The 20,493-nt window shown below is 66.1% G+C and carries 23 protein-coding genes; 8 read left to right on the forward strand and 15 right to left on the reverse strand.

Features of this window, described 5'->3' with window-relative positions:
- Positions 1–6: 6 nt before the first annotated feature.
- Positions 7–1,236 carry a hypothetical protein gene (locus PSQ21_RS06430; protein WP_274029432.1) on the reverse strand — a complete coding sequence of 410 codons (1,230 nt, stop codon included), beginning with the start codon at positions 1,234–1,236 and terminating at the stop codon, positions 7–9.
- Positions 1,237–1,463: 227 nt separating this feature from the next.
- Between PSQ21_RS06430 and PSQ21_RS06435 the strand changes: the two genes are divergently transcribed.
- The 8 genes from PSQ21_RS06435 (at position 1,464) to PSQ21_RS06470 (ending at position 6,620) form a co-directional block, all read left to right on the forward strand.
- Positions 1,464–1,883: an ATP-binding protein gene (locus PSQ21_RS06435; RefSeq protein WP_274029433.1), complete on the forward strand. Its 420-nt coding sequence runs from the start codon at positions 1,464–1,466 to the stop codon at positions 1,881–1,883.
- Positions 1,880–2,104, forward strand: coding sequence for a hypothetical protein (locus PSQ21_RS06440; protein ID WP_274029434.1), 225 nt, complete (start codon positions 1,880–1,882; stop codon positions 2,102–2,104). The genes PSQ21_RS06435 and PSQ21_RS06440 overlap by 4 nt, the downstream gene beginning before the upstream one ends.
- Positions 2,101–2,352, forward strand: a complete 252-nt coding sequence (locus PSQ21_RS06445; RefSeq protein ID WP_274029435.1) for a hypothetical protein — start codon at positions 2,101–2,103, stop codon at positions 2,350–2,352. Before PSQ21_RS06440 ends, PSQ21_RS06445 begins: the two co-directional genes overlap by 4 nt.
- A gap of 84 nt (positions 2,353–2,436) precedes the next feature.
- The gene (locus PSQ21_RS06450) at positions 2,437–2,859 is read left to right on the forward strand and encodes a hypothetical protein (RefSeq protein WP_274029436.1); all 423 of its coding nucleotides are present in this window, start codon (positions 2,437–2,439) and stop codon (positions 2,857–2,859) included.
- A gap of 74 nt (positions 2,860–2,933) precedes the next feature.
- Positions 2,934–3,803, forward strand: coding sequence for a TRADD-N-associated membrane domain-containing protein (locus PSQ21_RS06455; protein WP_274029437.1), 870 nt, complete (start codon positions 2,934–2,936; stop codon positions 3,801–3,803).
- A 206-nt stretch (positions 3,804–4,009) separates the two neighbouring features.
- Entirely contained in the window at positions 4,010–4,993 is a 984-nt protein-coding gene (locus PSQ21_RS06460) for a glycosyltransferase family 4 protein (protein WP_274029438.1), read from the forward strand.
- Positions 4,990–6,006 carry a dTDP-glucose 4,6-dehydratase gene (locus tag PSQ21_RS06465; protein WP_274029439.1) on the forward strand — a complete coding sequence of 339 codons (1,017 nt, stop codon included), beginning with the start codon at positions 4,990–4,992 and terminating at the stop codon, positions 6,004–6,006. Before PSQ21_RS06460 ends, PSQ21_RS06465 begins: the two co-directional genes overlap by 4 nt.
- A gap of 17 nt (positions 6,007–6,023) precedes the next feature.
- On the forward strand, positions 6,024–6,620 hold the full coding sequence (locus PSQ21_RS06470) for a glycosyltransferase family A protein (protein ID WP_274029440.1): 597 nt from the start codon (positions 6,024–6,026) through the stop codon (positions 6,618–6,620).
- 42 nt (positions 6,621–6,662) lie between these two features.
- Here PSQ21_RS06470 and PSQ21_RS06475 read toward each other — a convergent pair whose 3' ends face one another.
- The 14 genes from PSQ21_RS06475 to PSQ21_RS06540 all read right to left on the reverse strand — a co-directional run bounded on the left by PSQ21_RS06475 (position 6,663) and on the right by PSQ21_RS06540 (position 20,493).
- Positions 6,663–7,673 (reverse strand): hypothetical protein, encoded by a 1,011-nt coding sequence (locus PSQ21_RS06475; protein WP_274029442.1) that lies wholly within the window; start codon positions 7,671–7,673, stop codon positions 6,663–6,665.
- Between the two features lie 9 nt (positions 7,674–7,682).
- Positions 7,683–11,045: a fibronectin type III domain-containing protein gene (locus tag PSQ21_RS06480; RefSeq protein ID WP_274029443.1), complete on the reverse strand. Its 3,363-nt coding sequence runs from the start codon at positions 11,043–11,045 to the stop codon at positions 7,683–7,685.
- Positions 11,045–12,241 (reverse strand): hypothetical protein, encoded by a 1,197-nt coding sequence (locus tag PSQ21_RS06485; RefSeq protein WP_274029444.1) that lies wholly within the window; start codon positions 12,239–12,241, stop codon positions 11,045–11,047. The genes PSQ21_RS06480 and PSQ21_RS06485 overlap by 1 nt, the downstream gene beginning before the upstream one ends.
- Positions 12,238–16,500, reverse strand: coding sequence for a transglycosylase SLT domain-containing protein (locus PSQ21_RS06490; protein WP_274029445.1), 4,263 nt, complete (start codon positions 16,498–16,500; stop codon positions 12,238–12,240). The genes PSQ21_RS06485 and PSQ21_RS06490 overlap by 4 nt, the downstream gene beginning before the upstream one ends.
- 1 nt (position 16,501) lies before the next feature.
- Entirely contained in the window at positions 16,502–16,651 is a 150-nt protein-coding gene (locus PSQ21_RS06495; RefSeq protein WP_274029446.1) for a hypothetical protein, read from the reverse strand.
- A gap of 167 nt (positions 16,652–16,818) precedes the next feature.
- A complete protein-coding gene (locus tag PSQ21_RS06500; protein ID WP_274029447.1) occupies positions 16,819–17,172 on the reverse strand; it encodes a hypothetical protein in 354 nt (117 codons plus the stop codon).
- Between the two features lie 50 nt (positions 17,173–17,222).
- Positions 17,223–17,783, reverse strand: a complete 561-nt coding sequence (locus PSQ21_RS06505) for a phage tail tube protein (protein ID WP_274029448.1) — start codon at positions 17,781–17,783, stop codon at positions 17,223–17,225.
- A 12-nt stretch (positions 17,784–17,795) separates the two neighbouring features.
- Entirely contained in the window at positions 17,796–18,137 is a 342-nt protein-coding gene (locus PSQ21_RS06510) for a hypothetical protein (protein WP_274029449.1), read from the reverse strand.
- On the reverse strand, positions 18,137–18,280 hold the full coding sequence (locus tag PSQ21_RS06515) for a hypothetical protein (protein ID WP_274029450.1): 144 nt from the start codon (positions 18,278–18,280) through the stop codon (positions 18,137–18,139). Before PSQ21_RS06515 ends, PSQ21_RS06510 begins: the two co-directional genes overlap by 1 nt.
- Positions 18,277–18,498, reverse strand: coding sequence for a hypothetical protein (locus tag PSQ21_RS06520; RefSeq protein ID WP_266404011.1), 222 nt, complete (start codon positions 18,496–18,498; stop codon positions 18,277–18,279). The genes PSQ21_RS06515 and PSQ21_RS06520 overlap by 4 nt, the downstream gene beginning before the upstream one ends.
- Complete coding sequence (locus tag PSQ21_RS06525) at positions 18,495–18,944, reverse strand: hypothetical protein (RefSeq protein WP_274029451.1); 450 nt, start codon at positions 18,942–18,944, stop codon at positions 18,495–18,497. Before PSQ21_RS06525 ends, PSQ21_RS06520 begins: the two co-directional genes overlap by 4 nt.
- Complete coding sequence (locus PSQ21_RS06530; RefSeq protein ID WP_274029452.1) at positions 18,944–19,264, reverse strand: HK97 gp10 family phage protein; 321 nt, start codon at positions 19,262–19,264, stop codon at positions 18,944–18,946. The genes PSQ21_RS06525 and PSQ21_RS06530 overlap by 1 nt, the downstream gene beginning before the upstream one ends.
- Positions 19,265–19,414: 150 nt before the next feature.
- The gene (locus tag PSQ21_RS06535) at positions 19,415–19,744 is read right to left on the reverse strand and encodes a hypothetical protein (protein WP_274029453.1); all 330 of its coding nucleotides are present in this window, start codon (positions 19,742–19,744) and stop codon (positions 19,415–19,417) included.
- The gene (locus PSQ21_RS06540; RefSeq protein WP_274029454.1) at positions 19,741–20,493 is read right to left on the reverse strand and encodes a hypothetical protein; all 753 of its coding nucleotides are present in this window, start codon (positions 20,491–20,493) and stop codon (positions 19,741–19,743) included. Before PSQ21_RS06540 ends, PSQ21_RS06535 begins: the two co-directional genes overlap by 4 nt.

The following is a 20,493-nucleotide window of genomic DNA, read 5'->3' on the forward strand; positions in this document are numbered from 1 at the left end:
TTCGGTCTACGCCACCAGTGCCCGGGATTCGCTGAGGAAGTCCCGGACCAAAGGCTCATCCTTGTACGGCTCAACGTTCTTTCGGAAGCCCGCCAGGCGTACGAGGGTGCGTGTCGAGGAAACCTCCGCGATCAGCGGGAGGGTGTCGCGGGCGATCTCGCACGCCCCGTACAGGTCGCCGCGCTGCATGTGGGTTTCGGCGAGGACGACGGAGTACCAGGCCCGGTTACGTCCGTACCGCTGGTCCATGGTGGCGAGGGACTTCTCGCTGAGCTTCGCGGCGACGTCCATTTCACCCAGGTCGGCGTGGCACATGGCGGCGATGCCGTCGAGTTCGGCAAGGGAGTAGAAGTCGATCCAGCGGGGGTCTTCGTCGGACGGGCCGTGGTCGAACGACTTGTACGCCCGGGTGAGGGCGTTGCGGGTTTCCTTGGAGTCTCCGAGGCGGGACCAGCCGCACGCTTCCCTCAAGTTGAGGAGGGACATCATGCGGGGCGGTACGTGGCGGGCGGAGACTCGCTGTCCCATGCGGGCGAGTTCGACGGCATCGCGGGGCATGCCGGTGCGGGCTGCGGCCATCGACATCTGGGCGTAGGCGTGGACTTCGACTTCGTGGTCGTCTGCCATGCGGGCCTGGTACAGGGACTGGTTGTAGTAGTTCCACGCGTCGTCGGGGCGGTTCGCGTCGTACGACAGCCAGCCGGTGAGGACGGCGAGATCACCGTAGGCGGACCGCAAATGACGTCCGGTGGCTTCGGTGTAGCGGGCGGTGTTGATGAGCCGGTTCAATGCTTGGAGGGCGCGCAGGGCGTCCTGGGACAGGTTGTCGCCGCCCATGCGTTCGTCCAGCTGCTTCAGCTGCCGGACCATCTTCCGTACGGTCCGGACCTCGGCGGTGCCGATCTTGCGGGGGGTTCCGCGTTCGGGGTCGAGCCCGAGTGCGGCGAGGCCGGAGAGGAAACTACGGCGGTCCACTGGTTGCTCCTGGTCGTCGAGCTGGTCCAACGTGATGACCGTTGGTGTGCGCCCTGACGTGAAGCCGAGCGCGGTCATGTTCTCGCCGGTCAGCTCGGTCAGGATCCTGCGGTAGATCGGTCTCGGACAAGCCACATCCCCGTCCTCCCACGTCGCGATGACGCGGGAGGTGCAGCCGGTGTTCTCCCCCATGCGTAACCCGTGCTGGTTGATGAGCGAGGCGAACTCCGGCCGGCTCATCTGGAAGCGCTCCTCGCGCACAGCCCGGATCTTGCTGTTCGGTGTCTTGTCCCGGACCATCTCTACCCCCGGTGTCCAGTCGGCGTGAGCTGACCGTATGCGGTGGTTGGTAGCTACGCAGATGGATCAGCAGATCAACAAGCCTTAACGGCCGTTCTTGCATCGGAGTTGCATCGCGCGAGCATCGCTCGTGACATCAGTACCCCGGTTATCTGGTGGAGCCGACATCGCCCACCTTCGAGGTCCTGATGACTGTGACCGCCACGCCGCGCCCCACAGGGCACCCCGGGTACACCGAGACGCTGCCGTGCGAAACACAGAGCGCCAGGGCAGCACGTCGTCTCGTCCTCGTCGCGCTCGCCGTATGGGGTCAGGAGCAGCTCACCGACGACGGTCAGCTGATCGTGACCGAGCTGGTTGCGAACGCCGCTCAGCACACCTCCAGCCACCTGATCCGGGTGCGCATCACATACCAGGACGACGCGTTCGTCCGGATCGGTGTGGTCGACAAGTCCCGCCGCCTCCCGACGGCCACCCCCGCGGGCGACGGCGACACCAGCGGGCGAGGTCTGGCTCTCATCAACGCCCTGGCGACCCAGTGGGGCTGCGACCCGCTGCCCTGGGGGAAACGTGTCTGGGCTGATCTGACATGCGAGAGGAACCCGTGACGAAGAACAGCAGGCCATGGGTCGGGGACAAGGTTCACGACATCAGCCAGGGCCGGACCGGCATCATCACCGACGTCCGGCAGGGGAAGTACATCCTTCGCCCCGTGTTCGGTATGGGCCAGTGGGAGAGCGAGCGGGACACGAACCTGAACCTGATCACCCCCCGAGGCGAGGAGGAGCCCCCGCCCGAGGAGAAGACCCCGGCCGAGGACGCCAAGTGACGGAGCCCCTGCCGGTGCGGCTGGAAGCCCTTTTCACCGCCTACGAGTACGAGATGGGTCTCTGCTTCCGCTGCTATCGCAGCAACGTCCAAGTGACCCGCGTAGGGGAGATCACCAGCCCCGACGGCGAGACCCCACTGTACGGATGCCAGCGGTGCGTCCAGGAGCTGACCGTCATGCACGTCCGGGCCCACGACACCCCGGCCCGCCCCTACGTGCAGCTCCCCCGGATCCAGAACCCTTCCTGAACCCCCAAGCCCCCTCACTGGGAGCGGTAGCCCCCCGGCTAACCCCCGCCGCTCCCGGTGAGGGCCTCCCCTCTTGAGGACCTCATGCGCCGATTCTTCGCTGCCCTGATCTGCCTGCTCGCCATCGCCTGCACCACCCCGGCACAAGAGCCGGCTGCCGACCAACCCCGCCGCCGGACCACCCTCGTGCCTGTCTCTCCGGGTGGTGAGGGCACCTGCCCGAGGATCATCAACATCCTCCAGACCATCGAGGTGCCGCTCCAGCTGATAGCAGAGGGCGGCACCCCCGTGTCGTTCAGCGACGACCTGCGCAGTGCCGGAAGGGAACTCCAGGGCGCTACTTACACCACCTCCGGGGCTGTGAAGACCTTCGCGACCGGCCTCGGAGGTGACCTCCTGACCCTGACGGATGCCCTCGACGCCGGAGAGAACGGGGCGGCGGTCGCGACGGGTGATGTCGTCACGAACCGGGTGAGGAACCTCCGCCACGCCTGTACCAGCCCGTAACACCACCATGTGGTCTACGACGGGCCCGAGTTGGCGCTACGATCCTGCCCTCAACACCACCCGGGGGCAGGATCGTGGACTCTGAAGGCGAACAAAAGCGAGTTATTCATACACCGGAGGGGACCTTCTCCATAGGACGCGCCGCGCCCGCCATCACCATCAACCGAAAAAGCGGGCCAGAATTTCCGATCCTTTTCGCGTCATTCGTCGCCGTAGCCGCTAGCGTCGTAGGGGCCATTGGCTCGGATTTGGAAAAGGCAAACATCTCACCTACGGTCCTATGGATTGTGGGGGCAGTTGCTGTCGCCGCGTTCGTCGGTGTCGCCGTACCGTATTTCTTCGCCCGTCGGCGGTATCTCCAGAACGAGAACATGAGATTCGCCGACATCATGAAACACCAGAAAGAATACGAGAAGGAAGCACTCGACAAACTGAAGAAGTCCACTGAGCTGGCCACCTTGATGGAACTCAATCAAGGTCAGATCAAGGACTATCACACGATCGTCACGAATCAAGCGGACAAGTCCTTCCGCTCTTCCCAGACCGCCATGGCCATCGGGATCGCCATGCTCGTCGGGTGCCTCATCAGTGGCTTCTATGTCGACGCTGCACAGCTCCGATGGTTCGTTGCCGCCGTCGCCGCGATCAGTTCCACCATGGCCGCGTTCCTCAACCGAACGTACCTCTCTATGTACCGGGACTCGATCGCCCAGCTGAACCGGTACTTCGATCAGCCGGTTCTGAATAGCTACTACCTGACGGCCGAGCGCCTCAGCGAGAGCTTGGGCCCAGAAGCCCAGCACGAAGTACGCCGCCACATCATCGTCGAGGTCCTCAAGACCAGCGCCTCCATGAGCGACAAGCGCCGCGACACGGAAGAGTCAGCCCCCGAGGAGCCGAAGATCCCGAAGCAGAAGAAACGGAAGCAGAAGGACCCCGCATAGCCTCGAAACGGCTATCCTGAACCCGGGTTACTCCTCTTCTGGCAACCCCCTGAAAGCCCCCGTAGCTCGTCCCAGGCTGCGGGGGCTTTCCCATTCCCGAAAACCCTTGACCGTGGCGCCGCTGGAATACAAGCCCTCAATAATGTCACTCCACCGACCTACGATAAAGACCAGGAGGAAACGCCAGAAGAGAAAAGAGCACCACCGTGACGAAAAAGGTCTTCGGATGGATGGCTGACCGCGCAGGCTGCGGCTACTACCGCATCGCACAACCCCTCACCCAGCTCGCCGCCACAGGCCACGACACGTGGCACCACACCGTGATGCCGGACAACCACACCCGGTACGACGTCATCATCGGGCAGCGGGTCGTACAGCCTGGTCCCACGGCCACGTGGCAGGACCTCGCCCGAGCCGGCCAGAAGTTCCTCGTGTACGAACTCGACGACGACCTGCTGAACGTCGACCACACCAGTGCCGAGGCGCACGCGTTCTTCTCCCAGCCGCACATCAGGGAGAACATCGCCCGCAACGCCTCCATGGCCTCCGCGGTGACCGTGTCGACCGAACCTCTCGCCGCCCAGATGCGGGTGTTCAACCCGAACGTGCACGTCGTCCCGAACTTCATCCCGGCATGGCTGCTGGACCACACCCCGCCCCGGAACAACGGGAAGGTCACGATCGGGTGGGGAGGCTCCGGCACCCACAACATGGACTTCGCGGAAGCAGCACCGCAATTGCGCCGGTTCCTGAACAAGAACCCCCACACCGAATTCCACGCCATCGGCACGGACTACGGGACGTGGATGAAACTCCCCCCGGACCGTTGCCGGTTCACCCCGTGGGTGGCGGACGTCGAGGATTTCTACCGCACCATCGACTACGACATTGCTATCGCCCCTTTGCGGCCCCACGTGTTCAACCAGTCGAAGAGTTACATCAAGTATCTCGAAACGGCGGCGCTCGGAATCCCGATGATCGCTTCCGAAACCGGCCCCTATGCCGAATCGATTCAGCACGGCGTCACAGGGTTTCTCGTGAAACGTGACCACGACTGGGCCGCCTATCTCCGCGCCCTTACCAACGACGCAGAAATGCGACACGAGATGGGTGCGGCAGCGAAAGCATGGGCCAGCACCAAAACCATCGAAGGCAACATCAGCATCCTGGAGAAGGTGTTCACCGCATGAGTAAGCGAATTCTCCTCACCGGGGCAGGCGGGTTCGTCGGATCCCACATCCTCCGACACCTATTGACCCACACCGACTGGGATCTCGTCTGCCCCGTGACGTTCCGCCACCACGGGAACAGTGACCGGATCGCCTCCGCGATCGAAGACCGTCCCGAATGGCACCAGCGGGTCCAAGTCGTCATGTGCGACCTCACCGCCCCCATATCGACGACGACCGCCAGCCGGCTCGGGCCGATCGACTACATCCTGAACGTCGCGTCCGAGTCGCACGTAGACCGTTCCATCACCGACCCTGTGCCGTTCATCCGGAACAACGTCGACCTGATCCTGAACCTGCTGGAGTACGCCCGCATCACCCAGCCCGCTGTGTTCCTCCAGATGTCGACCGACGAGGTGTACGGGCCCGCCCCCGCCGACTACGCGCACCGCGAGTGGGACACCATCGCCCCGTCAAACCCGTACAGCGCCAGCAAGGCCGCCCAGGAAGCCATCGCGTTCTCCTACTGGCGGACCTACGGGGTACCCGTCGTCATCACGAACACGATGAACATCATTGGGGAGATGCAGTCGTCGGAGAAGTTCCTCCCCAAGACGATGCGCGCCGTCGCAGCACGCGAACCGGCGACCGTCCATGTGTCTCCGGAAGGGCAGCCCGGGTCGAGGTTCTACCTCCACGCCCGGAACCTGGCAGACGCGTGGCTGTGGCTGCTGAACCACCACACCCCGCAGATGTACCCCGACCACCCGCTGCCGTCCCGGTTCCACATCGTCGGGGAGCGGGAGATCAACAACGTCGAGATGGTTCACCTCGTCGCGGACACCATGGGCGTTCCGAACCCCGAACTGCACCTGGTCGACTTCCATGCCTCTCGACCGGGCCACGACCTGCGGTACGCCCTCGACGGGAGAAAGCTCGCCGCCGCCGGGTGGAAGGCCCCCGTCCCGTTGGAGGAGTCGCTGACCCGAACGATCGGGTGGACGCTCACCAACCCGGAATGGCTGGTGGCGTGATGCTCCCCGGAGTCACCGTGACGATCGCGACGATCCCCCCGAGAGCGAAGAGGCTCCGGCAGGCGTTCGCTTCCGTCGCCGCCCAGACGCTTCAGCCGCACGCGGTCGTCGTGGAGTACGACCACGACCGGACCGGGGCGGCAGCGACGAAGAACCGGGCCCTGGACAAGGTCACCACCGAATGGGTCGCCCCGCTGGACGACGACGACCTGTTCCTCCCCCACCACCTGGCGGCCCTCCACGCCCATGCCTTGGAGACCGGGGCGGACGTCGTGTACTCGCTGCCCCGAGTGATCGGCCCAGACGGGCAGGAGCAGCCGAGAGCGTGGGACTGGGGTGGCGGCCCCGAGTTCGACCCGGAGCTGCTCCAGACGAAGGCGTACATCCAGACGACGTCCCTTGTGCGGACCGAGGCGGCGTTGGCGGTCGGCGGCTTCGCGTTCATCACCGACCGGACCGGAGCCGTCAACGATGACCACGGCTTCTACCTGAAGCTCCACACGGCCGGTTTCCGGTTCGCGCACCTCCACGAGCCGACGTTCATCTGGAATCACCACGGCTACGGAACCCCAGGACGGCCTGGGAACACGAGCGGGCAGCCAAGCCGCTGGTGACACACGACAGGCCCCCACAGCGCATCGTGGGGGCCTTCGTGGTCAGGCCACGCGGTCCAAGCGGAGTGTCGAGTTCGTTCGGACGATCGTCGCCGTCGCAGACGAAGCGTTCTGGGCCCACCGGAACTGGATGCTGCCCGCCGTGCTGGACGTCACGACCGTCGCCCAGATCTGGAAAGCCACCTGCGTGCTTCCACCGGGGGCGCTGTAGAAGTCCGTGTCCGACGCCAGGCCCGACGTGCCGGTCTGGTCGGCCCACCGCAGCACCGTGCCCGCAGGGACCGCCCAGTCGAACTTGATGTCCCCCGCCGTGTCCCCGGAGAAGATGCACAGCAGGAACAAGCTGTAGCTGGCGTTCGCGACCACCGGGAGAACCAGGTGGTTGTCGTTCTGCAACACCGTCGACGACGTCACCGACTCATCAGCCGTCTTCCTGACCAGCTGAACCCTCCCGACCCCAGAAACGGTCAGGTTCCCGTCGACGTTCGTGTCCCCCGCAACATCAAGGTTCGCGGACGTCTCGATGTTGCCGGTCGCGGTGACCGTGCCGCCGACGATCAGAGAGTCGTCGGTCTTGAGGGTGTTCGCCCCCGACCGGTACAGGTTCGTATCCCTCGCCCCCGACCCCGCACCCCATTCCATCTGGCCGTCGTTCCGCAGATTGAACCGGGACACCGAGTCCCCGACCTGCTGCGCATCCACAGCGGTACTCGCCGCGGTGGCTCGGGACGACAGCAGCCGGCCCGGGAACGTGGCGGCACCGCCGGACCCGCCGACCGTGACGTTCGTGGACGCCAATCCGTTCGCCACCGGGTCGATCCACGACCCGGACAGCGGGGGTGTGCCGTTCGAGAGGAGGAACTTCCCGGTGTCGGTCTCGTAGATGCCCTGGCCTTCGTACGGGGTGGCGGGGCGGGTGCTGGACGTGCAGACCGTCGTCCCGACGACCACGTCCAGGAGGTCGGCGTTGTCGTTGAGGTCGGTGTCGACGTTGACGTTGTCGTCGCCGTCCGGCTTGTACAGGCCCAGGCGCGGGGTCGTTGTTCCGGTCATGGCCCCTCCTTACTTCGTGAACGTGATCGTGATGACGGGGGTGTTCGAACCTGACCCGGCCCCGGCGAAGCGGCCGTAGTCGGTGTAGCTGGACGTTCCGGGGCCGACCGAGATGCCGGTCGAGGTGCCGGTCTTGAACTCGTCGCCCACGCTGGTCGGCAGCGTGACGGTGCGCTTGCCGGGCTTCGGCCACTTCGTGGACGTCCACCGGTTCTGGTTGACCCGCGCGTCGGCCCACGTCGTCGGCCGGGACGTGTAGTTGTGCGTCCCGATCCGGGCCGTGCCGCCCGCGTTGTAGTACCAGTGGTTCGCGTACAGGGTGACCGTGACGTTCTTGATCGTGGCGCCTGCCAGATCGGACACCATCGACGCCGAGTTGAAGCCGATGAGGCCCCGCTGGTTGCCGTACGACGCCGGGGGCGCGTCGCCCTGGTTCGCGCTGTTGCCCCAGTACGAGATGTAGGCGTTCCCCGAGTCGTACGAGCCCGACCATGTCGCCTGGTAGGACTTCGTGTACGTCTGCACGGGCACCGTGCCACCACCACCGGCGGACTGGTCCACGCCCGTGTCGTCGATCAGCGGTCCGAGGTCCTCTACGGACAGCTGGATCGCGTTCACCGTCGCGGAGTTCGTCGTCAACGACAGGGTGCCCGTCCCGGTCAGGCGGGCCAGCGTCAGCAGGTAGTGGTGCTCACCGGAGTGGTAGTTCGTGAACGTCTTGGGGCTGGAGTCGTCGCACGAGATGATCAGGTTGAACGGGCCGACCGTGACACCGCCACCGCTGGTGTTCGTGATCCCGGCGGTGTGCATGGCCAGCTGGTCCGACGATGTCGACGGGGATCCGGCCCCGCCGTCCCGGACTCGGATGGCGGCCGTGTCGCCGATCACCGTGCCGGACAGCCGCATCGTCGATGTCGAGATGCGGTACATCCGGCCACTCACCAGGGTGGTGTCCAGCTCCAGAACAGCGATCTCCGTGCTGCCAGACGTCGTGTCGGAGTCCGCGCTCCGCTCCCCCCGGAACAGCAGGCCCTTCGGGAGACTGTTGATCAGATCCATGACGTTGGTGCCCGCGACGGTGAGGTCGCCGTTGACCGCGACGTTCTGCCCGGACAGGTTGCCGTCCTCGTCGATCGACGCAACAGCCACCCCGGCCTTCGTGAAGGTGATGTAGTTGCCGGTCTCGTCCGGGTCGGCAGACAGATTGATCGTCTGATCGCCTTCCTCCCCGTACGACTGGAGCCCCACAGCGTTCAGCTCGACCCGCTGCCCAGCAGTAGCAGTCTTGATCGAAGCGGCGAGCACCCAATCCGCGGTGATCTCCCCAGCCGTCACCTTCGACACCGACAGATCCGAGATGTGGGCGTCGTCGATGAGGAGCGCCGTAGCCGACGCAGCATCCGAAGCAGGGGACTTGTTGCCCGACCGGTCGACCGCGACGACCTTCACGAACCGTTCGTCGGTCTCCGTCACCGGGAACGTCCCAATGACCGGGATACCGGACTGCAACGCCGCTGCGCACACGAGCCGGCCGACGAGCGTCGTCTCGTCCGGGAGGTACACAGAGTCGTTGGAGACGTGGACTTCGAGGTGGTTGGTGTCAGCCTCCAGGTTGAAGGTGCCGCCCGCGCTGACGCCGAGGTCGTGCCGGACCTGCAACGCGATCGGAGAGCCCGCCACCAGGGGCGCAGCAGGAGTCGACGGGGGCATCGTGTCCCTGGGCGCGGTGAACGCCTGCGTCGACGACCACGTGGACCGGTTCGGCGGTGATGCCGTGTCCACCGCCCGGATCTGGAACTCGTACACCACCGACGGGGTCAGCTCCTGCACAACCTGGCTGTTCTGGTCGAACGGCACCGTGATCGTCTGCCAGTCGGTGCTGGTGATCGGAGCGACCCGAGGCTGGTTCCACGTGTGCAACTCGTTCCACGTGTCCTGCCCTGCCTCCGTCCACGTCGCCGCGTACGGGGCAGTGATGTTGGGCCGGTACCGGATCTCGTAGTGGGAGCCGTCCACGATCGCCGACCCGTCGGTGTTCAGCGGCTGCGCCCACGTGACCTGGATCTGGGCTTTCGTCTCGTCGCCGTTCGCCTGGTACGTGTTCCCGAAGAACGGCCCGAACACCGGGATGCCTGGGGTGGAGGTGTCGCCGTTGACTCGGTCCCCGACCGGGGTCGTGACACCACCGGTGAGGGGCCGGTCGTACCCGGACACCACGAGCGAGGTGACGCCGCCTTCCTGGCCGCCGGTGCGGTTGACCTCGAACTCCACATAGTCCGTCAGGTCGGTCCACGTGCCGTCCTTGGCACGGTAGGCGACCGTCATGCCCTGCTCGATCGGCCACGTGGTCTCCAGGACGCGCAGCTTGATCGGGTTGATCCGCTCGCCCCGGAAGTAGATCTCCTCGTTCAGGTCGATCAGGTCCAGGTCGGGGTGGTACACCCACACGAAGTCCCCGGCGGTGATGTCCCCGGCGAGGTCGTACTCCTCGGCGGACAGGGTGATCGCCCGGCGGATGCTCTGGAAGCGGCCGAGCTGCTGCGCCGCAAGGTTGTCGAGGTTCGCGTTCTCGGCGTCTGCGGCGTCGATCAGCCGCGTGAGGGTCACGGGGTTCCCGAACAGGTCCAAGTACGGGTTTGTCGCCCCGACATCGGAGAGGTCCGCCGACCCGGTGGTGATCGCGTCGCCTTCTCCCTGCGACAGGGCAACGACGCGGGTCGAGTAGTCCTCGACGTCCTGGTCGGCGGAGAACGCCCCCGGCAGGCCGATGAAGTCCAGGTCGTAGCCGGGGTTCCGGGCGGTGATGACACAGGTCGGGGTGGTGTCGTACAGGTCGGAGACGTACCCGGCGTCGACGGTGCCGTCATGGTTCACCCGGTACTCCACCGGGGCCGACGGGGTGCCGAAGATGTCACACAGAGCCGTCAGGGCTTCCCTGGGAGACTTCCACTGGAAGTTGTAGTTCGCGACCCCCGCCACCGAGTGCAGGACGCCTTCCTGCACAGAGTCCGGGAGAACCGCGCGGACCGCGTTCGCGAAGCTGCCGGAGGCCGCGGTGACCGTGTTCTCCAGAACGGCACCCTTGTTGTCCTCGTCGCCGAGCCAGAACGTCATCCCGGCACCGCCGACGCTGATGGACCGTTCCACCGCGTTGCTGCGCCGGTCGTCCTTCTGAATGCTCCGGGAGCGGACGACACCGACGTACCGGGCCATGCCCAGCAGCCGGTCGCCGTACTGGGCCGGATCCACACGGCCCGGGAGGATCGCCATGTGCCCGAAGTACCGGACAGCGTCCGCCACATCCGTCGGGGTCGCCGCAGACAGGGTGACGTTCCAGTCCCCGAGGGCTCCTGCTACCTGGTGAACAGCCATCAGCGTCGCACCCCATGGATCGTCTCGGGCATCGCAGCGAGGTACTGGTCACGCAAGGCCGCAGCACCGTCACCGGAGGCTGGTGAGGAGCCGTTCACGACGGCCCCGAGGAAGAAGTCCAGGCGGGTCGTCGCAGCGAGCGACAGGCCACCGGAGGCGTGCGGGGTGAAGTTCGACGCAGACCCGGCAACGAACCGGTTCCCCGCCGGGTCATCCCCGGTCGCGACGACGTACTCCCCCGACGCCGGGGCCGTGTTGTTCTCCATCGCCGCCAGGCGCACCGTGAGCGTGTCCGCCGTGCCGCGCTTCAGATAGCCCTCCACCAGCCGGGCTCCCCGGCGCATCGTGAGGTCCATGACGAACCGGCCCGGGTTCAGGCCCTTCGTCAGCCTGACCGTGACCATCTCCGGTTCGTTGTGGAGCAGCGTCACCGCATCCCACGACGTGACCTCCGTAGAGGTGTCGGAGAAGACTCGCCACAGCTTCGGCTGCCACGCCCCACCCGAGTACGTCTGCACGTCCAGCGACGCCGACACCGACGGGGTGACGTTCACCAGCCCGTTCGACAACGACCAAGAGGTGGTGGAGCACTCCTGGTCGCAGCCCACCAGCTCCTCACCACCGGAGAGGAACCGGACCCGGCCCCGCAGGTAGTCCGTCGGGTCACACCCCCACCTCGGGGCCGAGCCGGCTGGCACTTCCCGGTACACGAGGTGCGGTCCGTCTGCCCCGGTGCGGGTCATCACCCCGGGGTTCGTGGCCCCCGTGAAGTACCCGTAGTGCCCGATCGGCGGGGCGTGCCACCGCTCCCCCGCCAGGTTGTACGGGTTGGCCCTCACAGCCCCCGTGAGGCGCGACTGAAGGTCCAAGGACCCTTGGGTGCCCAGCCGGGTCAGGTCGAGCTTCCAGGTGCTGGTGACGACCTCTCCGGACCACTCGGCGTAGTCCGCCGACACGGACTTCACCGTGTAGTACCCGTTGCGCTCCGGCTTGTCGGTGAACGTCACCGGGATCACGGAGTCCTGCAACGCCAGCAGGTTGTCGTGCCGGACCACCAACTGGGCGCGCGTGAGGTCCGGGGACGACTCCTGGCCTGACAGGGACAGCTCCCGGCCGTCAAGCCCGGACTCCGTGACCGTGAACGTTTCCCGCAGGGTGATCCGGCCGACGGTGACCGTGCCCCAATCCGCACTCATCGGTACGACCTCTCTACGTTCCGCAGCTCATCGCGCAGGACGACCGCGACCTGGCGCAGCTGCCGGGGGTTGGACGGGTCGATGACGCCCTGGATGTTGACGTTCTCGATGACCGCGCCCCCGCCGCCGTTCGCCAGCCGCTCCAGCTGGTCGACGGCGCGGGCGAAGTTGCCCCACTGCTCGTTCGTGAGGACCGCTTCGGGCTTGCCGGTCTTGTTGACCGCCAACGTCGCCCCCGGCTGCAACAGACCACCCGAGTCGTAACCACCCGGCCGGTTCATCCCCGCCAACGACCCGTACCGCTGGATCGCATAGTTCGACCCGGCGAAAATGTTCGCCATCGGGTCCTTCGACACCCCGTACGCGAACGGGCCCCGGAACAGGTACTTCTTCGCGTACGCACGGAACGTCGGGCCGATCACCTGCATCAACCCGACCGACGGGTGACCGGCCCTCCAGTTCGAGTCCCACTTGTTGACGACGTTCGGGTCACCACCGGACTCCTGGTTCATCCGGCGCAGCACCGTGTCCTGCCAGCCCTGAGACTGGCCCAGCTGCTTCAGGACGTCAGCAACCTGCGGACGCCACCGGCCGACACCAGAGCCAGGGGCGAACACGGTGCCTTCCTTCCCACCGGCCCCGCCCATCGACGGCTTGAACCCGTACCAGGAGTCGAACAGCGAATCCCGGTAGCCACGGGCGTCCTTACCGACGACCACACCCCGCCCGCCCCGCGATTCGACGTTCACCCCGTTCAAGGTGCCCGCCGTGTGGCCCTTGTCCTTATTGGTGATGCCGATCATGAACGGGGCCTTCAGGTTGCGCTTCCAGCCCTCCGGAGCCGTGTTCCCCTGGAACGAGAACGTTGACCACAGCCGGCCGTTCGGAGACTGGCCCAGGATCTTCTTCTGGATGCCGGACATGAACCCGGAGCAGTCCCACGACGGGTTGCCCGCCCCACCCCACTGGTACGGCTTCCCGGCCTGCGTACGGGCCCACTTCAACGCGGCGGCGACCGCAGCACCGCCCCCGGCACCATCGCCCTTCTCACCCGCGCCCAAGAGCAGCTGGACGGCCTTCTTCATTCCGTCCTTCAGCAGGTCCACGAACTTCGTGTTGCCGCCAGGGATCTTGTTGATCAGCGGGTTCACGATGGACTTCGCCCCGGACTTCACGGCGTCACCGAAGGACTCCTTCAGCCAGGAAGCGCCCTTCTTCACCTTGTCCCACGCCCCGGACGCCACATCCCCGATCCCGTCGAAGATGCCGCCCAGGGCGAAGCCGCCAGTCTGGTAGCCGGTGAGGGGCTTGCCCATCATCGCGGCCTTGTTCACGGCGTGGAGGCGGGCCCGCTCGAACGGGTCGCGCATGGCCTCCGACACGTAGACGCCTTCGCCCTTACGCATCGGGACGAGCTGGTCATCACCCTGCCGGTAGGTGGAAGTACCGGGCAGGACACCACCGCGGGCCAGGCCCTTGACCTCGCCGAGGGTCTTCCCGCCGAACGCGCCGACGACGGCGTTCCAAACCTTCCTGATGCCCTTGTTGTAGACCGTGCCGATGATGAAGTTGACCGGCTTCTTCGCCAGGTCCTGGAGCTTCGCCCACGCCGCACCGATCCGGTCCTTGGCGGAGGTGAACGAGGCGACGACGGCGTCCCGGAAACGGTTGGCGCCATCCTTGATGCGGGCCCACAGGTCGTCGGCCTTCGTCTTCAGTCCGGTCCACAGCTCCGACCAAGTGCGGGACACCGCTGTCTTGACGTTCGAGAACGACGTCCGCAGCCACAGCCAGGCCCGGTCGATGGCCGTCTTGATGTCCGCCCAGGTGCTGGTGAACCGGTTCTTGATCGCGTTCCACTGGTCGGTCCACAGCTTCGTGACCGCGTTCTTCGCGTTGACGAACGAGGTCCGGTGCCACGCCCACGCCTTGTCGATGGCGGAGCGGATCAGCGCCCACGTGTCGGTGAACGCCTTCTTGATGGTGTTCCACTGGTCGGACCAGACCTTCGTGACCGCCGCCTTCAGCAGGGCGAAGGCCGTCTTCATCCAGTTGGTGACCGTCTCGATCTTCTTCTTGATGTCGTCGAAGACGTCCCGGGTCTTCGTCCACATCCCGACGAACCAGTTCTTCACGGAGACGGCGATCTCGCCGACCTTCCGCCCGAACTTCACCAGCCAGTCGATCACCTTGATCACGGCGTCGATGGCCTTGCCGATGGCCTTGATCAGCTCGGAGAACACCGGCCCGGCCAGGCGGATGATGATCGGAACGACCGTGCCGAGGATCGCGGCGGCGAGCTTCCCCAGCTCCTTCACGATCCAGATCACGACGTTGATGACCGGCTGGGCCTTCGTGACCAGCTCGCTGAGCTTCGCCCCGATCGACTGGACTGCCGGGACGACGCGCTCCCGGATGAACTCCGACAGGGCCTTCAGGATCGGCGACAGGTTCTTCAGGATCGCCCCGTAGACCTCCATCACCGCGGGGACGATCTTCTTCGTGAACAGCGACCACAGCGTCGACAGGACCGGCATCACCGCGTTCGCGACGGCCTGACCCAGCGCGAGGAGTGACGGCAGCAGCTGGGTCTTCAGCGTGGTCCACAGCTGCTTGATGGGCGGCAGGATCGTCGTCTGGAACTTCGACGCCAGCGTCTGGAGGGTGGCGAGCAGCTCCGACTTCAGCTTCGCCCCGATCTCGGACAGGACCGGGCCGAGCTTCTGCTTGAGGAGCGCCCACGTCTGGTTCACGAAGTCGTGGAACGGCTGGAACTTCTTGTACGCCAGGTAGAACGCCGCACCCAGGGCTGCGACAGCGACGACGACGAGACCGATGGGGTTCAGGGCCAGGAGGGTGTTCAACGCGGCCTGGGCGGTCGCCCACAGCTTCACGGCGACGGACACCGAGATGATCGCCCCGGCCAGCGCGGTCAGGACCGGCACCGGGATCAGCGAGATCAGCTTCGCGAACCCGTTAGCGATGGCCAGGGATATGCCGCCGATCGGGGCCAGGGCCTTCGCCACGTTGATGCCCGTCTGGACCAGATTCTTCAGCAGGTCCAGGACCACGGGGGCGTTCTTCTTCGCGTACGCCAGGAACTCCTGGAACCCCTGGTTGTTCTTGAGGGTCGCCCCCCACTTCGCGAACCGAGCCGTCATCGTTTCGAGGCCACCGGAGATCCCGACGGACATCGGCATGAACGCGTTGAGCATCCCGACGAACCCGGTCGCAACGTTCTTCACCGACCGCAGCAGCGACAGCAGCAGACCACCACCGAGGCGCTCCACGTTCGCCCCGAACTGGCGGAACACCGGCCCCGCATGGTTGTCGCCCAGAGTCGAGAGGAACTCGGTGACGCTGCCGCTGACGGACTTCACGACCGGCGTCAGTTTCGGTATGAGCCCGCGCAGCTTGTCGAACAACGTGATGAAGACGGGCAGCGTCGTCGGTGCGAGGGAGTCCGACCACTCCTTCATCGCCCCGCGCAACCCCAGGTACGACACCGTGAGAGCACGGGCCGGGGCGGACATGCCCTTCGTCGCCTCGGTCAGCGCCTTCGTCGGGGCAATGCCCTTCTCGATCTGCTTGTCGTACTCCTTAACCGCCTCGGTCATCGCCGCGAACTGAGGCTTCACCGCCAAGGCGAACACCCCACCGGCCGCACCAGCAGCTGCGAACGACGCACCCATCGCCCCGACCCCGGCGGTGACCGCAGCAGCCGCCGGAACGATCGCCGGAGCCAGCGCCCCGATCGCCGACGCGATCCCGCCCAAGCCCCGGGACGCCTGGTCGGTGTCCGCGTCGACCCGTACCCGGACCCGCTGCCCTGCCAGGTCGTTGACCTGGCGCTGCAACTCGGCGATCCGACGCTGCGCCAACGCAGTGTCCAGGTCCACGCGCAACGTGAACGGGCCGAGCCGGGACAGCTCCCGCTGAAGCTGCCGCAGCTGCTCCCGCACGGCCTGGGTGCTCAGGTCCAGACGGATCTGGAACGGGCCCATGCGCTGCAACGTGTTCCGCACGTCCCGGGTCTGCGACCGCAGGTGCAGCAGGTCCAGGTCCACCCGGATCTGCGGGAGTCGGCGCAGCGCCGAGCTGATGCCGTCGCGGATTCGGCCGCCGATCGACGCCCCCAGCCGGCCAGCTTCCGCATCGGAGGGTCGGCGGGCATCCCGAAGGGCGCGGAGGATGGTCGGAGTGACGCGGCCGGTGTCCGCGTCGACCCGGACGTAAGCGGAAGCGATCAGGAACGACATGTCACGCCTCCCCTGCCGGGACCGTCACCTGGTCGATCCAGCCGGGGAGCTGGACACTCATCGCGGTGAGCGTCACCTCGGTACGCCCCTGCTCGGAGGTGCGGGCAGGGCTGTCCGACTGCGGTGCCTGCTGCTCGACGCGGGCTGCCATGACGCCTCCGTAGGCCGTGACGCGGTGTGCAAGTGCGAGATATCGGGGGCCGGTGATGTCGTACGTTTCGAGGTCGATGCCGTACTGGGCGAGGAAGTCGGCATCCAGGTCCGCTTCGTGGTCGAGGACCCACAGGACTTCCGACAGGCGCTCGCCCAGACCAGGGATCAGGCTTTTCCCTCGGCTTCGCCCATGACCCGCTTCATCAGGTGGTCGGAGATCGCGTCGAACTGGTCGTCCGTGACACCGGGGCAGTTCATGAGGGCCAGGAACCCGTCCTCGCCCATCACGGCCTCCATGAGTTCCTGGCTGGCCGCCAGCTCTCCGTGGAGGCGGGCGGTGCGCATGACGCGCAGCGACAGGGACTTCGGGACCTTCAGCGGGATCGTGTACTCGACGTCGTCGATGACGAAGAGGGTTTCCCGCTCTTCCTCCACCGGGGTGTCCGAGGACAGCTGAGGCGGGACGAACGCTGTGGGGGCCTTCGGACGGTTGGTCGTCTTCTTACGGGTCGGGGGCATCGCAGTCTCCTTGGGGAGGAGCTGGGGGCCGGGTCGACGGCCCCCAGCGGTCAGGCGGTGGCGTCGACGATGTGGATCGGCGCGATGGACGCGGACACGTAGTGAGCAGCCCACTTGGCCGTCAGGACGGTCATGGTGTCCTTCGTGTACGCGACCTCGAAGGCGTCCGTGGACAGGGCGCGGCGGACGATGACGCGGCGGCGCAGCGACTCGTCGGCGTAGCCGTCGAACAGGAGCGCCCTGTACGCCGGGATCGTCGCCGAGGTCGCAAAAGACGGCTCGAACGACTCGAAGCCCGCACCAGAGGCCGTAGTGCCGCCGTTCATGACGAGCTTCAAGTTGTCCAGGGTCGGTTCGGCGAGAGTCGTCTCGACCATCACGTCCCGCTTGGTGAGGCGGGAGCCGACACGGTCGACGACCTGGTCGACCTCCAGCTCGGTGTACGTCTGGTCGACGGTCAGCTTCACGCCGTCGTTCGTCGCGCCGACGTCCGTCCATGCGGAGGCAGCCGGGGCGGTGTTCACCGCCGTGTCGGCAGGCTCTTCTGTCGGGAAGGTTCCGGTGTAGAGAGTCGCCGGGCCCAGCGTCAGATTGGTCGCAGTCAAACTCATGAGTCAGTCCTCCTAGATGCTTCGCTGCCAGTAGAAGAAGCCGTTGAAGTGGGCCTCGCAGACGAGAGTTCCGCCGCCGCTCTTCGCGGAGACCAGGCCGGGCACGCTGCACGGGTCCAGAGCGGCATGAGTGGGCAGCGGGTCGGGGTGCAGCACGGGCAGCCACACCCACGCACCGCTGAACGTCATCGGCTCGCACGTGACGTCGACCCCGTTCACGTCGGTCGTGAACTCGTATGCGGTGCTGCATGCCTGGTAGACCGCAGGGTCGGTGTCGGCGCTGGCCGTACTTGCGGTCAAGAGGCTGAGAGGCAGCGCCACGGCGGCGGCCACAACTCCGAGCTTGCGGAGCATCAGCTCTCCTTCTTCTCGTTCTTCGCCGCCTGCTTCGGCGGGTCCGGGGTCACGGCGAGGAGGCCGTGCCGCTTGAGGTCGGTGTATTCGGCCTCGTCGACTTCGATTTCCTCGTGGGGGCGCAGGATGGTGCGGACCTTCATCGGAAGGATTCCTTTCGGAGGGGCCACTCGACGGTGGTCAGATTTGGGTGGAGGCGCAGCGGGAACGTCTGCCCTTCAGGAATATCCGATGGGCATTCCACGGCTTTCGCGCCGACGGTCAGGTACTCCAGTTCGGCTTTGTTGTCGTGGACCAGGACGCGCCCCATGAAGGTGAGGAGCGTCCTCGACTTTTCGCCGTACAGGGCATAGCGCTTCATGACGCCTCCACCCAGTGCAGCTGAACGTCCAGGGAGTAATGGGCATACGACGACTGGTCGTCCGTGATCCGCCGGGACTCACTCACCGAGTAAGCCGACAGAACCCGCACGTCCGGAAATCCTCCGGGGAGTTCCAGACGCATGTTGATAGGCCCGTAGCAGGCGGCCTGAACGGTTTCCGCGAGGTTGTTCGCCTTTCCCCACGGCGGTTTCGCCGACTGGGGGTTCACCGCCCAGCAGTCGACCGACACGACCGGGGACCTCAGCGGCACGTACATGCCCGCACCACCGCCGACGACAGCCACGGTGATGAACCCGGTGTCCGCCCACCCCGGGGTGCCGTCGGCGGGCTTCGGAAGGGTCGTCGCGACGATCGGCTGGTCGAACAGGGTGTTGAGCCACGCGGCGGCGACCAGCTCCGTTGTGGCCCGCAGGACGGTCGCCATCAGATGATCACCCTCGGCTTGTGCAGAGCCGGCCGGAGGAAGGGCTGCGCCTGCGTTCCGGGGTGGTTGACCTGTGCGACGGGGTGCGCCGCTCCGGGCCACGACAGGGCCTGCTTGTTGCGGGGCTTGATGACGTGGGGGCGGGTTCCGAATTCGACCATCTGCGCGTACTTCACATCGCGGGAACCGACCCGGAGTTCTCCGTCCTCAACCTCGGCGAAGAGGGAGGCGCGAAGGCGACCGGTGTTCACTGGGCAATACCTCTTGGCGTCTTCGAGGATCTCCTCGCCGAGCTTCTCCATCAGGTCGTCTCGGACCATGTTGAGATGCTTCGGCCACGCCGTTTCGATACGGAAAACCAGTGTCACAGCCGCCCCCTTTTCGGGTGGTGGTAGTTCGGTGGATCCCCCTGCTTTTCGCAGGGTGTTGCATGATCCGGATTCAGTATGTGTTGGCCGGGTTCGACGGGGCTAGGTTGTTTGTTTCAAGTCCAGCCGCAGGTCGTTGACCATGCCGATACCCCCGGTCTGCGAGACGGCCTCCACGATGTAAATGCGGTCTGTGGATTCGTCTCTGATTCGGTCGTCCTCCAGAACATCCACATCAGCGCCAGTACGGGCGATGGAATAGCGAACAACCCGAGGCGTCGGGTTTTCCGGCGTGAAGGCGCGCCGCGTCACCTCGATAAGCGACGCGGGGATACCGGAGGCAACCGTGGTGGGTGCGTCGACAGGGTCGCCGAACTCGTCGGTGGTGGTGCCGCGCAGCACGCTGATGGTGGTGTTCGCCAGAGCTCTCATCGCAGCGGCTCCCACTCTTCCCACCCGTAATCGCGCACGGGGGCCCCTGCGGGCTGGACGCCTTGGCCGGGAAGCAGCCGGGAACGCTGAGTGCGGACCTGGACGCTGCGGGTGCCCTGCCACGACACCTGGTGCAGGGCTCGGCGCGCGAGAGGGGCAAGCGTCAAAGCGGAGGCCCCCATCTGGGCCTGCGCGGTGTCCTGGTTGACGCTCGTGAGGTTCAGGCGGGTGAACATGTCGGGCTGCGCGGCCATCCACGCGGCCTGGTAGGCAACGGCCTGCTTCAGCCACCGCAAGTCGCGGGTACGGCCCTCCTCCACGAGGACCGTGTGGATCTCGTAGGTGCGGCCGGATACCAGGTCGATGACGTACTGAGCGCGGCGCAGCTGGGCATCGGTGACGGTGGCACCGGTGATGTCGACGACGTCCTGAATCGACGCCCACGTGCCCGTGACGGCTTCGGTGACCGTGACGGTCTCGGACGCCTGGACGGCCTCCAGATCGCCGTCCACACCGCCCCAGACCACCAGGTAGTCCCCCGGGGCTGTCGCCGCTGTGGTAGTCCACGTGTAGGTGTACAGACCGTTCGCCGGGTTACTGATCCCCGCCGATACCGGGCCCAGCGTCGGGGTGCTGTCCCCGACCTTCGTGACCGTGACGGTGACCCCGGTCAGCACAGCCCCCGGACCGCCCGCGTACTCGAAGAACTGGGCGGTCAGAGGAATATCGGCACCCTGCAAGAAGGCCAT

It is taken from the genome of Streptomyces sp. MMBL 11-1, from assembly GCF_028622875.1.
Taxonomy (GTDB): Bacteria; Actinomycetota; Actinomycetes; order Streptomycetales; family Streptomycetaceae; genus Streptomyces.